10 protein-coding genes are annotated in these 14,143 nt (G+C 60.7%); 6 read left to right on the top strand and 4 right to left on the bottom strand.

Annotation, left to right across the window (positions count from 1 at the left end):
• Positions 1–53: 53 nt before the first annotated feature.
• Complete coding sequence (locus FEZ21_RS07760; RefSeq protein WP_160626803.1) at positions 54–2,480, top strand: TonB-dependent receptor; 2,427 nt, start codon at positions 54–56, stop codon at positions 2,478–2,480.
• 486 nt (positions 2,481–2,966) lie between these two features.
• Positions 2,967–4,904: an autotransporter domain-containing protein gene (locus tag FEZ21_RS07755; protein WP_160626801.1), complete on the top strand. Its 1,938-nt coding sequence runs from the start codon at positions 2,967–2,969 to the stop codon at positions 4,902–4,904.
• A gap of 126 nt (positions 4,905–5,030) precedes the next feature.
• On the opposite strand, the gene FEZ21_RS22525 is transcribed toward FEZ21_RS07755, so the two are convergent.
• From FEZ21_RS22525 to FEZ21_RS07740, 3 genes are all read right to left on the bottom strand, one after another.
• Positions 5,031–6,014 carry a hypothetical protein gene (locus FEZ21_RS22525; RefSeq protein WP_177412964.1) on the bottom strand — a complete coding sequence of 328 codons (984 nt, stop codon included), beginning with the start codon at positions 6,012–6,014 and terminating at the stop codon, positions 5,031–5,033.
• 325 nt (positions 6,015–6,339) lie between these two features.
• Positions 6,340–7,107, bottom strand: coding sequence for an SDR family oxidoreductase (locus tag FEZ21_RS07745; protein ID WP_010655594.1), 768 nt, complete (start codon positions 7,105–7,107; stop codon positions 6,340–6,342).
• Between the two features lie 20 nt (positions 7,108–7,127).
• A complete protein-coding gene (locus FEZ21_RS07740) occupies positions 7,128–7,865 on the bottom strand; it encodes a sulfite exporter TauE/SafE family protein (protein WP_127196091.1) in 738 nt (245 codons plus the stop codon).
• A 191-nt stretch (positions 7,866–8,056) separates the two neighbouring features.
• Here FEZ21_RS07740 and FEZ21_RS07735 point away from each other — a divergent pair, with 191 nt between their 5' ends.
• Positions 8,057–9,367, top strand: coding sequence for an aminotransferase class III-fold pyridoxal phosphate-dependent enzyme (locus FEZ21_RS07735; RefSeq protein WP_003443488.1), 1,311 nt, complete (start codon positions 8,057–8,059; stop codon positions 9,365–9,367).
• 282 nt (positions 9,368–9,649) lie between these two features.
• Here the strand turns inward: FEZ21_RS07735 and FEZ21_RS07730 are convergent, their stop codons facing one another.
• The gene (locus tag FEZ21_RS07730) at positions 9,650–11,149 is read right to left on the bottom strand and encodes a PLP-dependent aminotransferase family protein (RefSeq protein ID WP_160626799.1); all 1,500 of its coding nucleotides are present in this window, start codon (positions 11,147–11,149) and stop codon (positions 9,650–9,652) included.
• Positions 11,150–11,332: 183 nt separating this feature from the next.
• On the opposite strand from FEZ21_RS07730, the gene tauA reads away from it, so the two are divergent.
• The 3 genes from tauA (at position 11,333) to FEZ21_RS07715 (ending at position 14,114) form a co-directional block, all read left to right on the top strand.
• Positions 11,333–12,337, top strand: a complete 1,005-nt coding sequence (gene tauA, locus FEZ21_RS07725) for a taurine ABC transporter substrate-binding protein (protein WP_160626797.1) — start codon at positions 11,333–11,335, stop codon at positions 12,335–12,337.
• A gap of 71 nt (positions 12,338–12,408) precedes the next feature.
• Positions 12,409–13,245, top strand: a complete 837-nt coding sequence (locus tag FEZ21_RS07720) for a taurine ABC transporter ATP-binding protein (RefSeq protein ID WP_160626795.1) — start codon at positions 12,409–12,411, stop codon at positions 13,243–13,245.
• Positions 13,245–14,114: an ABC transporter permease subunit gene (locus FEZ21_RS07715; RefSeq protein WP_003443516.1), complete on the top strand. Its 870-nt coding sequence runs from the start codon at positions 13,245–13,247 to the stop codon at positions 14,112–14,114. The genes FEZ21_RS07720 and FEZ21_RS07715 overlap by 1 nt, the downstream gene beginning before the upstream one ends.
• Positions 14,115–14,143: the final 29 nt, after the last annotated feature.

The raw sequence follows: 14,143 nt of genomic DNA, 5'->3' as shown, positions 1-14,143 counted from the left end.
TGTTTTCTCGGCGCACCTATCTCCTGAGACTTTCACACGATCAGGAGAATGCCGTGCTCAACCCGTGGCCCCACACCCTTTGCCTCGCCGTTGCCCTGGCAACCATGGCCAGTCCTGCCCTGGCGCAAGACCTGAGCTTCAATCTGCCGGCCGGCAACCTGGCCAGTACCCTTAACACCATCGCCAGTCAGAGCGGCCAGATCGTGTCGCTGGAACCCGCGCTGGTGCAGGGCAAACAGGCGCCGGCAGTGATCGGCCACATGTCGCCCGAACAGGCCATGGAAGCCGCCCTGCGGGGCAGCGGTTTGCAATTGCGTATCACCGGGCAAGGCAACTTCAGTGTCGAACCGGCACCGCAAACCGGCGAAGCATTGCAACTGGGGGTCACCAGCATCACCGAGCGCAGCACCGACGCCACCACCGAAGGCTCTGGCTCCTACACCGCACAGGCGGTGACCATCGGCAAGGGTTCACACAGCCTTAAAGAGACCCCGCAATCGGTTACCGTCGTTACCCGCAAAATGCTCGATGACCAGAACCTGAACACCATTGAACAGGTCATGGAAAAGACTCCGGGCATTACCGTTTATGACTCGCCCATGGGTGGCAAGTACTTCTACTCCCGGGGCTTTCGCATGACCGGCCAGTACCAGTACGACGGCGTGCCGCTGGACATCGGCAGCAGCTACGTCCAGGCCGACAGCTTCAACAGCGACATGGCGATCTACGACCGGGTCGAGGTACTGCGCGGTGCCGCAGGCATGATGAAAGGCGCGGGCGGCACGGCCGGGGCGGTGAACTTCATCCGCAAACGCGGCGAATCCACCCCTCACACCCAGCTGTCACTGTCTGCAGGCACCTGGGACAACTATCGGGGCCAGGTTGATACCGGCGGCCCCTTGAATGATTCCGGCACCCTGCGAGGCCGGGCGGTGCTCACCCAACAGACCCGGCAGTATTTCTATGACATCGGCGCACGCAAAGACCAGATCTACTATGGCGCCCTGGATTTTGACCTGAGCCCCGATACCACCCTCGGTGTGGGCCTGGCTTATGAAGATGTGGACGCCACCCCCTGCTGGGGCGGGCTGCCGCGCTACGCCGATGGCAGCGACCTGAAACTCAAACGTTCAACCTGCCTGAACACCGCCTGGAACAACCAGCGCAGCAAGCGCACCACCTGGTTCGGCGACCTCAAGCAGCAACTCAATGACGACTGGTCACTGAAGGTCGCGGGGGTCTATTCAAAAAACACCCAGGACATGGAATACGCGTTCCCCAGCGGTTCGGTACCGGTCGGCGCTACCAGTACCAAAACCCTGATGCTGGGCAGCATCTATGACTATGACCAGACCGACTATGGCTTCGACGCTTACCTGAACGGCAAATTCGACGCACTTGGCCTGGAGCAGGAATTGACCATCGGCGCCAACGCCAGCCGTTCGCACAAGGATGACTTTTACGCCGTGGCCGTCCTGCCCCAGCGCCAGAATGTACTCAACCCCGATCATCACCTGCCCAAACCTGATGACAGCTACTACCTGAGTAATGCCTCACGTGGCGGGCCGATGGACATGAGGATCAAACAATACGGTGTTTACTCCACGGCCCGCCTGAAGCTGGCCGAGCCGCTGACCTTCGTGCTGGGTAGCCGCGTGAGCTGGTACAAGTCCGACAGCGATAGCGAGTCCTGGTACCAGGGCGAAAGCACGCCAGTCAGTTCCAGAGCGACCGAAACCGGCCAGGTCACCCCGTTCGCGGCCGTACTGTTCGACCTCAACGACAACCTGACCACCTATGCCAGCTACACGGACATCTTCACCCCGCAGGGCGGCTACAAAACCCTCAACGGCGAAACCCTCAAGCCATTGATCGGCACCAGCTATGAAGTGGGGATCAAGGGCGAATGGTTCGACGGGCGCCTGAACAGTTCCTTCAACCTGTTCCGCACCATTCAGAAAGACGCGGCCCAGGACAATCCGCTGTGCCCGGACAGTACTTGCTCACAGAACTCCGGCAAGGTGCAGGCTCAAGGTTTCGAAGCTGAAGTCAGTGGCGAAGTCATTGAGCGCCTGCAAGTGCTGGCCGGCTACACCTACACCCAGACCAAGGTTCTGGAAGATGCCAATGACGACCAGGATGGTCTGGCCTACAACACCTATGTGCCGCGCCACCTGCTGCGCGTGTGGGCCGACTATGCCCTGGACGGTTCACTGGACCGCATCACTGTCGGCGCCGGAGTCAATGCCCAGAGCAGCAACTACCGGGTCTCGCCCATCAGCGGCATCGACATCAGCCAGGCCGGTTATGCGATCTGGAACAGCCGCATCGGCTACCGCATCGATGACACCTGGTCCGTGGCACTCAACGGCAACAACCTGTTCGACAAGCGCTACTACGCCACCGTCGGCACCGAAGGCTTCGGCAACTTCTACGGCGAGCCGCGCAACTTCGTGATGTCGCTCAAGGCAGATTTCTGAGTGCAGATACCAGGCCTCGCAGCCTGAATTACTGGCAAGCCAGTTCCTACAGAAAAGCATCGCAACCCGCCCCTCCCCCTGTGGGAGCGGGCTTGCCCGCGATGGCAGCGCCGCTGACTTCAAGCCAGAGCTCGCTGGCAAGCCAGCTCCTACAGAAAAGCAGCATCGCAATCCGCCCCCTCCTCCTGTGGGAGCGGGCTTGCCCGCGATGGCGGCGCTGCTGTCTTCAAGGCAGCTCCTTCAGATAAGCATCGATATCTACATGCTACTTTTCGCAGCACTTGCACCAGGGCCTGCCCGCTTGCGGGGCATTCTCGGCCCGCCGCAGCGCTGGGTTTCAATTCAAAACCGGTTCTCTTTTACATATTGGCGACGAACCCTTAACGCTGGGCGTCAATTGTTCAAGAAGTCGATAAAGGGGCGCACATCATGCAAATGGTCTAGACGTATTGCCTCAATCCAAAAAAAAAACTCAAGGAAGACGTTGTGATCAAACCTCTCGCACTCGCTGTCAGCGTTGCCGGCGCCCTGCTGTCAACATCAGGCCAGGCCCATGACTACGGCGAATACGCTGGTGACACCCTCGACACGCTGATTCATGACTACCCGGGCCGCTATCGGGGCACGGCCAATTTCGCCGGGGCGGCCGACTGGATGCAAAGCCGGATGGGCGACGCCTACAGCATCTCCCGCCAGGATTTTTCCTGGGGCGCCGACAACAGTCGCAGCTCGCAAAACGTCGTGGCTTATGCCCCGGGCACACTGCCGCAATACGTGGTGGTCGGCGCCCACTTTGATACCTACTTCGGTCGCCCTGCCCTGCAAGGGGTCGACGACAACGGTTCGGGCGCCAGCGTGCTCACCGAAATCGCCCGCAATCTCAACGGCCTGCCGCTGGAGTACGGGCTGCAGGTGATCGGCTTTGGCGCCGAAGAAGAAGGCCTGCAAGGATCCAAGGCCTTTGTGAACAGCCTGAGTACCAGCCAGAAGAACAACATGCTGGCCATGATCAACCTCGACAGCCTGATCACCGGCGACATGATGTATGCCCATTCCGGCAAGAACAGTGCGACCAACCCGGGGCTGGCGGCACTGCGCGAACATGCGTTCAAGCTGGCCAAAGAGCTCAATATCGACCTGCACACCAACCCCGGTCTGGACGCGGCCTATCCTGCCGGCACCGGTTGCTGCAGTGATGGCGAATCCTTTGAAAAACTGAATATTCCGGTGCTCTACGTCGAAGCCACCAACTGGGAACTGGGGGACATGGACGGCTACACCCAGACCGACAACCCGGCAATCCCGGGCGGAGCGACCTGGCATGATCCCAAAAAAGACAATGAAACCGTGCTCACCGATGCCTTTGGCCAGGAACGTATCGAGCAGCGCCTGCGCGACTATTCGCGCTTGCTCAGCCGTCTGGTGCTGGAGCTGACCAATGCCGACCTCATGGCGTCAACGGCGTCTGGCGGGGCCGTCGCCCGCGCGATGCAGGACAGCCTGCAACGTCAGCACCAGGCTCAGGTAAACCTGCTGGACCGGCGCTGGCTGACCTTGCAGTCGGCCAGTCGTGAGTCGGGCACCTTTGATGGCGAAATAGGCATTGATGGCGAGTACACCGCAGACAGTGGCCCCTTCCACGAAGGCCGTCGACTGGGCCTGCATGCTCTGGGAGATTATCAATTGACCCCGAGCCTGACCCTGGGCGCCAGCCTCAGTTACCTCAATGGCCGCGACAAGCTGGAACATGGCGGCAAGCTCGACAATGACAGCTGGCAGGCGGCGCTCTATGCCTTGCTCAACGACGGCGGCCCGGCATGGCTGGCAGGCGACCTGAGCGCCGGGCACAGCAGCTTCGACAGCAAGCGCAATCTGCTGATCCAGGCCAACGGCGGCCCGGTGCTGCTGAGTCAGAAGCAGACCGGTGAAACCGATGCCCTCAGCCTCGGTGCGCGGGTGATCGGCGGCTATGACTTCGACGTCGGCCCAATCAAAAGCGGTCCTTTCGCCGGGCTTGATTACAGCCATTACCGGATCGACAAGTTTCACGAAAAACAGCAGCTGCGTACTGCCCTTACCTATGAGGAGCAAAGTTTCGACTCCCTGCAGGCCAGCCTCGGCTGGCGTGTACGGGGCAGTTTCGACCTGCCGGCCGGCATGAGCCTGCAGCCGTACGGCGACATTGCCTGGGTCAGGGAAATGGGTGACGGAGGTCTGGACGACATCCTGTTGACCAGCCTCGCGGACGGAAAAGCCCGAGAGGCAAAACTGGGCAGCGTCGACAAGAGCTTTGGTCGGGCCCAGGTCGGCAGCCAGTTGGCGATCACCCCGCAACTGGGGCTTTACGCCGAAATCAATGGCCGCCTTGGCAATGATGAGGGCAGCCAGACCGGCTACTCCCTCGGCGCTCAATGGCTGTTCTGATTCACCACCGCACTGCCTGCAGGAGCGCGTTGCGCGCCTGCAGGCCCATGCCGGGCTTCACCCCTGACGCCCAAGGCATGACCAGCACGTTCAAGGGGGTTGAATACACACCCTGGATAGCCGGTCTTAAATGTTCATGAGCTTTGCCGCAATGGCATTCCAGCCTGCGGGTTCATTGATCATGGCCATATAGTCGTGCCCCGAGCAGAACTGCCCTTGCAGGGTGTATTTGGCCATGATTTCTTTAATGATCAGAGTTGCCGGTCCTAACCCGGTGTTGCCGGTACGGGCGTCCAGCGCACTGCTGCGCACCTGGCCGGTTATTGCCGCACCCAGCAGCATTTTTCTCTGCTCGAGTTTTTCGATCATGGCCGCCGGGGATGATGCGTTGAAATTGAATTCCGGCAGACCGGCGTTACTGTTGTTTTGTTCGAGAAATGCGGCCCATTGCAGTTCCATTGCCGCGATCTTGCACAGGGCGGCATATTTATTACTGACCCCTTGTCTGGCCAGTTCAAGTTGCACGCTGATCATGATCATCGGGATCTTTCCAGCCAGCCCGATGCCGGTAAACGAGAGCAGAGTCGAGGTGGTGGACAATGCGGTTTCTGTTCCCCGAAATGCCAGTTTTACCAACTTTACTTCTATGGCCAGTTGCAGCCATTTGATTGCATGGGCGACCTGTTCGTCGCCAACGGCAAATGGTTGGCAGGACGCCAGCAATCTTGAAAGCCGGTGTAGATGCAGGGTGGTCGAGGCGGTTGCAGACGCGTGACGGATGGCCGCGAAGGGAGCCGGAACGGGCGAGATGGCAGGAGCCAATGCAGCCAGTCCAAGACTGGTAGACGTAACGCCCAACCCCTTGAAATTGCGATTGGCAAGCATTCTTGCGGTTTTAGGGGAGGGTCGGGAATTGCCGTCTTTGACAAAGTAAGGGTTGAGCTTCAACCCGCTGACGGCACAGACTTTCATATAGCTTCGTGCAAGGTTTATGGCCGACATTCCCGGATGTACACCGGTCATTCCAGCAAGAATGGCAAATAACATGTCTTCTTTTGATTGTTCTGTTTGCGCTGTTTCACGTACTTGTTCTGCCAGGGATCCGTACATTTTTTTATCTCCACGACCAGGAATAAGACAGGACTTCACAGGCAATTAATCCGTCAATGTCTTTGCTGTTTATTGATAAAAAAACCAACAGCGGCACCTGCTGACTGAAGCAAGTACCTCCTTGACGGGACGGGCTGGTAAGTTTGCAAACACTCTTCCAGAGTGGTTTGCCACCTGTGCCGCTTTTTGAATGAAACCAGCCTGCGGGCACACTATGGCAAGGACTCCTGGCTGTCTTTAGGATATTTCCTAGTTGAACTCCTGATGCCGGACAGGTAGCAAAACGGCTCTTGGGCATAGTGCTGTATGGCCCTCGGGGCCAGCGTCACGTGCCCTGAGCGCGCTCAATTGCAAAGTTGCTCCACGACTGGCTGACGGGCATCAGTTCAAGGCTATTGATGTTGATGTGCGCCGGCTGGTTGAGCAGCCAGAAAATCGTCTCGGCAATATCTGCTGGCTGAATGGCCTGGGCGCCGGTGTATAACGCGTCATACCGGGCCTGGTCGCCGGCAAAGCGCACTTGGGAAAACTCGCTCTCGCACAACCCCGGCTCCAGATTGGTCACCCGCACACCAGTGCCTTGCAGGTCACAACGCAGGCTCAGGGAAAACTGCCGGACAAAGGCTTTGCTCGCGCCATACACATGGCTGCCGGGGTATGGCCAGTTACCCGCGATCGAACCCAGATTGACGATTCCCGCTCCGGCGCCGTGGGCAATCAGACGCGGCAACAGCAAGCGCGTGCTGTACAGCAGGCCCTTGATATTGGTGTCGACCATGGTGTCCCAGTCATCCAGCGAACATTGCTGGGCCGGGGTGGTGCCCAAGGCCAGACCGGCGTTGTTGATCAGACCGCGCAAGGTGCTGAAGGCCGGCGGCAGTTGCTCTATGGCCTGTTGCATGGCGTCGCGATCGCGGACATCGAGCACCAGTGCCAGGACTTCGGTCTGCGCCCCCAGTTCATCTGCCAGTGCCTGTAAGCGCTCGGCGCGGCGCCCGGTCAGCACCAGCGCCCAGCCAGCGGCAGCAAAACGCCTGGCGCAGGCTTCGCCAAAACCGGAAGTGGCACCCGTGATAAAAACACTCGATCGCATAAATTTCCCCCTGGAAAAAATCAGGACCACGCCCGCCCCAACAGGCCTGTGCCTGCCAGTAACAGCAATAGCCATTGAGTAAAACGGGCAGCCTGTTCGGCCTCGATACGCAAAAACAATTGCTGGCCCAGCCACAGCCCGAGCAGTAATGCGGGCAACATCTGCAGCGCTTGCCAGCCTGTATCCGAAGGGATAGCCGAGGCCATCGCCAGTCCCGCCAGTGCAGCAATATCCACAGCGAAAAAGAACATGATCAGCGTCGCCCGCAGCACCTGTGCCCGCAGCCCGCAATGGCTGAGCCACGCCACCACCAGTGGGCCGCCAATGCTGAACGCGGCAATCAACGCGCCGCTGCTGCCACCCACCAGCCAGGCCCCCGCCCGCCCCTCGCCCATTGGCAGGCGAACCCGCGCCAGCCCCAGAACCGCCAGCAACCCCACCAGCCCGTAAACCCCCAGCGTCAGCCCGCGGCTGTCGCTGCCGGTCAACAGCAAAATCCCGCAAGGCACACCGCAGGCCGCCGCCAGCAATAGACGCCTGAGCAAGGGGTAATTGGCCCCGCGCCAAGCACTGCGTAACAGCATCACGCTGGATGCGACCTCCAGGAACAACACCAGTGGCACCGCCTGCTGCAACGATCCAAGCATCGCCAGCCCGACCACCGCGATGGCGGCAAAGCCGAAGCCGGTCAGCCCGCGTACCACCGCTGCCACCAACACACAGAGAGCGCTCAAGGCCCAACTCGTTTCAGGGTTCATGCGCCGCTCCGGGGTGCTCGATGGCGCCACTGTAGTCAGCACGCCCCCACAGGCTTAGAGCCAGCCGGCGCTTTCGATGGTGCCAGAACTGGCTCCATCGAAAAGCCCGTCTGGATCTAAGTCACCGGCTGTTGCGGTGCCTAGTCTGCGAGCAACTGGAACACCCGGACTGCCCCTCAGGAGTGATACGCATGACGATGAATCTGAATCACCAATGGCTGCCTTTTACCGATAACCGCGAGTTCCAGCGGGCCCCGCAATTGTTTGTCCGCGCCGAGGGTGTGCACTACTGGAATAGCGAAGGTCGCGCGTTGCTCGATGGCAGCTCGGGGCTGTTCTGCAGTGCCGCCGGCCATGGCCGCAGCGAGATCGCCGAAGCCGTTTGCAAACAGTTGCTGACCCTGGACTTCACCCCGCATTTTCAGCGCGCTTCGCCGTTGTCCTTTGAACTGGCCGAACGCTTGAGCGAACTGCTGCCTGAAGGCCTGAACAAAGTGTTTTTCACCAACTCCGGCTCCGAGTCGGTGGACAGCGCGATGAAAATCGCCCTGGCGTATCACCGTGCTCGCGGCGAGGCCCAGCGCACGCGATTTGTGTCCCGCGAATGGGCATATCACGGGGTAAATTTCGGTGGCGTGGCGCTGTCCGGGATGATGCGCAACCGTCAGGCATTCGCGGCGGGCGGGCTGCCCCACGTCAGTCATATGCGTCATACCTGGCAAGAAAATCAGCGCTATCAATTGGGCGAGCCGCAGCATGGTGCAGACCTGGCAGACGATCTGGAACGGATCATCGCCATGCATGGCGGCGACAGCATAGCCGCGTGTTTCGTTGAGCCGATTGCCGGTTCCATCGGCGTGTATGTGCCGCCTGCCGGCTACCTCAAGCGCCTGCGCGAGATTTGCGACAAGCACGCAATCCTGCTGGTATTCGATGAAGTCATCACCGGCTTCGGCCGTACCGGGCAAGGGTTTGCGGCGCAGAGTTTCGAGGTCAGGCCCGACCTCATCACCATGGCCAAGGCCTTGACCAACGGCGCGATTCCGATGGGCGCAGTGGCGGTCGACGAGCAGGTCTACGACACCGTGATCAACGCCAGCAAAGGCGCCGGGCCGGAGCTGTTTCACGGTTATACCTACTCTGGGCACCCGGTGGCCTGTGCGGCGGCATTGGCGGCGCTGGATATTTACCGTGATGAGGACTTGTTCAATAAAGGCGCGCAGCTGACGCCTTATTTCCTGGAGTCATTGAGCGCTTTGCGCGGCTTGCCCCAGGTCAGCGATTTGCGTGGTTACGGGTTGCTCAGCGGGATTCAGCTGACCCCTGGCGAAGCCCCAGGGGCCAAGGGCGCGCGGGTCCAGCGTGCGCTGTATGACGCCGGCCTGCACGTCAAAACCACCGGTGATGCCATCATCTTCGCCCCGGCGCTGGTAACTTCGCGGGTGGATCTGGATGCGATGTTCGCGGTGCTCAAAGACACCCTCGGCCGCGAGCAGTTGTAACCCCCCACCCTGTAGGAGCGAACTTGCTCGCGAGCCTTTCAGACCGGCAACGAAGAGCTCGCGAGGCAAGCTCGCTCCTACAGTCAGGGCGCGCTGTATGACGCCTGCCTGCATGTCAAAACCACCCCCCGATGCGATGTTCGCGGTGCTCAAAGACACGCTGGGCCGCGAGCAGTTGTAACCCCCTCCTGTAGGAGCGAGCTTGCCTCGCGAGCCTTTCAGACCAGCAACGAAGAGCTCGCGATGCAATCACCTCGTTGCCTCTGCAAAACCGCGCCGCCGTCATCGCGAGGCAAGCTCGCTCCTGCTCATCTCCCGCCATGCCGCGCCCAGGGCGGTAATCCCGGGTTCGATCAGCTCTTGGGCAATAGCGCCAAACCCCAGCCGGAAACAATTGCGCGGGCGCTGTTCGCTCAGGTAGTGGATATCCCCCGGCTCGATCAATACCCCGCGCCTGGCCGCCAGCCGTTGCAGGACCCAGGCATCGACACCCGGCGGGCAACGAACCCACAACGATGACCCGCCCGCCATGCCGGTGGCATTGAACTCGGGCAGGTGTTCGGCCATCGCCCGGCTGATTACCCGCCATTTACGCGCCAGCCGGTCACGCAAGCGCCGCCCATGGGCATCGTAATGGCCCATGGACAGGAACAGCGCCAGCGCACGCTGGTTATTCGACGGCGGATGCCGGTAGATGTAACGGCGCAGCGCACGCAACTCATGGATCAACTCCGCATCGGCCGCAATAAACCCCAAACGTAGCCCCGGCAACAGGCTTTTGGTGAGGCTGCCCAGATAGATCACCCGGCCACTGTCATCAAAACTCTTGAGCGCCGGATGGTTACTGCCCAAAAAATTCTGCTCGCTTTCGTAGTCGTCTTCGATGATCAAAAAGTCCCGCTCCCGGGCGCTGGCCATCAGTTCCAGGCGCCGATACAGCGGCATGGTCACCCCGGTGGGCGATTGATGGCTGGGGGTACAGAACAGCATCTCGCAGCCGTCCAGCTGTGCATCGACCACCAATCCCTGACGGTCAATGCAAAGCGGTTTCAGTTCACAGCCGCTAAGGCCGAAAATATTGCGTGCATCGACATAGCCCGGCTCTTCCAGCCCCATCACCAACCCCGGGCGGCCAAGCAGTTGTCCCAGCATGTACAGCGAATTCTGGGTACCGATGGTCACCAGTATTTCTTGCGCCGAGACGCTGATGCCGCGCCTGGGCAGTACCCGCTGGATGATTTGTTCCACCAGCAATGGATCGTCGAGCATCACCTGATCATCGACCCAGCTGCGCATATGCGCGCCGGTGCTGGCGATACGCGAACAGTCACGCCAGCGGGCAGCCGTTTGTTCGTCGGCCTCGACCTGGCCATAAATAAACGGGTAACGGTACTCGCGCCAGTTGCGCGGTTTGACAATGGCCCGCAAACGCGACGAGCTGCTTTGCAGGCGGGCCTCCCAGTCCGGCGCGTGATCGGGGCGCTCGAAAATCTTGCGGGTGGCCGGCTTGAGGCTGAGGTTGAGTTGCTGACGCAGGTACTTCTCGTTAATGAAGTAGCCGCGCCGATCCGAGGGGATCAGGTAACCGTCCTGTACCAACTGTTCGTAGACCAGCACCACGGTGTTGCGCGACACCTTGAGCAGTTCACACAGTTTGCGCGACGACGGCATCGGCTCACTGGGGGGCATGGCGCCGTCCAGAATCGCGCTGACCAGACTCTCACGCAGTTGCTCCTGTAACCCGCGCCCGGTTTCAAAGGGCCGGAAATAACGCTCCAACATGGCTCAAGCTCCTGCCCCGGCGCACCCTTATGACGCACCCGATACGCTACAGCCCTTGCCCCGCAAGGCCTGCAACGACCTCTGGCACCACAGGTTGCAGCAACTGGATCTAAAGCAAGCTTCGGGCCGCCGCCTAAGATCGGGCTGACTCAAACAACGCCTTCCCCTTCCCGGAGCCTCACCATGCTCAAGCCCCTGAATAAATGGATTCGTCGCGCGGTGTTGCTGCCGCTCACCGCCCTGACCCTGGGTCTGGCGGTCAATGCCCAGGCGCAAACCGTCACCATCGGCGTGCAAAGCATGTTTGCGCCATGGAAGGACGCCATCGCCCGGCAAGCTTTCGAAAAGGCCACCGGCTGGGACATCAAGTGGCGCAACTTCGACAGCGGCGGCGACGTGATGCTGGCCATGGCCTCGGGCGATGTGCAGATCGGGGTGGCCGGCAGCAGCCCGATTGCCGCGGCGCTGAGTCGCGGCGTGGACGCGCAACTGTTCTGGATTCTCGACAACATCGCCGACGCCGAGGCGCTGGTGGTGCGCAATGGCAGCGGCATCGTCGCGCCCCAGGATCTGGCGGGCAAAACCCTGGCGGTGCCGTTCGTCTCGACCACCCACTTTCACGCCTTGTTTGCCCTTGAGCAGTTCGGCCTGACCGGCAAGGTCAAGGTCATCAACCTGCAACCCTCGGACATTCCGGCCGCGTGGGAACGTGGGGATATCGATGCGGCGTTTATCTGGGACCCGGCACTGGGCCGCCTCAAACAGAGCGGTCATGTACTGCTGACGTCCGGCCAGTTGACCCACTGGGGCAAGGCCACGTTTGACGGGCTGGTGGTGGACAAAAAATTCGCTGCCGAAAACGGCCCGGGCATGCAGGCCTTTACCCAGGTGTTGCAAGACAGTACCGCCAGTTACGTCAACGCGCCAAAAACCTGGACCGCCGATTCGCCGCAGGTGATCAACGTGGCCAGACAATCCGGTGCCAAACCTGAAGAAGTGCCGCTGGTACTGGCGCTGTACCGGTTCCCGCTGGCCAGCGAACAGGCAGGTACCGCGTGGCTGGGCGGCGGGGCCGCCAAGGCCCTGGGAGCCACCGCGGACTTCCTCAAGGCGCAAAAGAAGATCCCGGCGCTGTTGCCCGACTACAGCGTGGCGATCAACCCGGCATTTGTGCAAAACATCAAATAAACCAGTCACCCGATTGTGGGAGCGCGCTTGCCGGCTCCCACATGACTCAGCGAACAAAAGAGGAATCCACCATGAGCCTCAGCCTTAAAATCCATGATGTTTCGGTGCTCTATCCGGGACAGCAAAAGGGTCAGCCGGTGCGTGCCTTGTCCGGGGTCAACCTGGACATCGCCGCCGGAGATTTTGTGGTCGCCCTGGGCGCCTCGGGTTGCGGTAAGACCACGCTGCTGAATTTGATGGCCGGGTTTATTCAACCCAGCAGCGGCGTGATTACTTTGGGCGATTATCAGGGCCTGGTGCCGGCACGGATCCATGGCGCCGAGTTGCGCGATCAAGTCACCGGCCCCGGTGCCGAGCGCGGCGTGGTGTTCCAGAAGCACGCGCTGTTGCCGTGGCTGAATGTGATCGACAACGTCGCCTTCGGCCTCAAGTTGCGCGGTATTGCCCGCGCCGAGCGCTATGAGCGGGCCATGCATTTTTTGCAATTGACCGGGCTCGCGGAGTTTCGCGACCACGCCACGTATCAACTGTCGGGCGGCATGCAGCAAAGGGTCGGGATCGCCCGGGCCCTGACCAACGATCCGAAAATGCTGTTGCTGGACGAGCCCCTGGGGGCGCTGGATGCCCTGACCCGGGAACGCTTGCAGGAGCTGATTCTGGAGATCTGGCAGCGCACGCAAAAGATGATGTTTTTCATCACCCACGATGTGGAAGAAGCGCTGTTCATGGCCACCCGCCTGATCATCATGTCACCGCGTCCGGGGCGTATCACCCATGAATTCGCGGTGGATTTCGGCCAGCGTTTTCTCGAATGCCGGGATGCCCGCGCGGTGAAATCCAGCCCTGACTTTATTGCCCTGCGCGAGCAGATCCTGAGCATCATCCACGGTGATGAGGAGGCGGCGTAATGAGCCTGCTAGATGAAAAACAACGCAATGCCGTACTGCGCACCCTGAACGAACTGCGCCGCGCAGCTCCCGCCAGACCGGGCGAGCAATACGGTGCCCCGGGTAACGGCTCAAGTCTGCTGCTCAGCTTCGGCACCGTCTGCGTGATAGTCGCCCTGTGGTTCTTGGCCACCCGTAACGGCTGGATCAAGCCGTTGTTTCTGCCCTCACCGCAAGCGGTATGGGCGCAAATCGTGGATGTCAGTCGCGACGGTTTTGCCGATGCCAGCCTGCTGACCCACATAGGCTGGAGTGCCTTGCGGGTATTTGGCGCCTTTGCACTGGCCGCGTTGACGGCGATTCCGGTGGGTATTTTGATGGGCGTCAATCGGGTCGCCCGCGGGGTGTTCGACCCGCTGGTGGAGTTTTATCGACCCTTGCCGCCGCTGGCCTACCTGCCGCTGGTGGTGATCTGGATGGGCATCGGCGAAGGCTCGAAAGTGCTGTTGATATACCTCGCAATGTTCGCCCCGTTGGCGCTGAGTGCCCGGGCCGGCGTCAAGTCGGTGGCCATCGAGCAAATCCATGCGGCGTACTCGATGGGCGCCAGCCGGGGGCAGGTGCTCAAGTACGTGATCCTGCCCGCCGCGTTGCCCGAAATACTCACCGGAATGCGCATCGCCATAGGTTTTGGCTGGACCACCCTGGTGGCGGCGGAAATGGTCGCAGCCACCGCAGGGCTGGGGTTCATGGTACTCACAGCGTCCAAGTTCATGGCCACCGACGTGGTGATCATGGGCATCCTGATGATCGGCGTACTGGCGCTGCTGTTCGACCTGGGGATGCGCTGGCTAGAGCGCAGACTGGTGCCGTGGAAAGGCCGGGGGTAAGTGCAACATCATTCCTGTAACCCTGCTGA

This window comes from Pseudomonas sp. 9.1(2019), from assembly GCF_009910445.1.
GTDB classification, from domain to species: domain Bacteria; phylum Pseudomonadota; class Gammaproteobacteria; order Pseudomonadales; family Pseudomonadaceae; genus Aquipseudomonas; species Aquipseudomonas paraversuta.
This window is presented reverse-complemented; position numbering and strand designations above follow the sequence as displayed.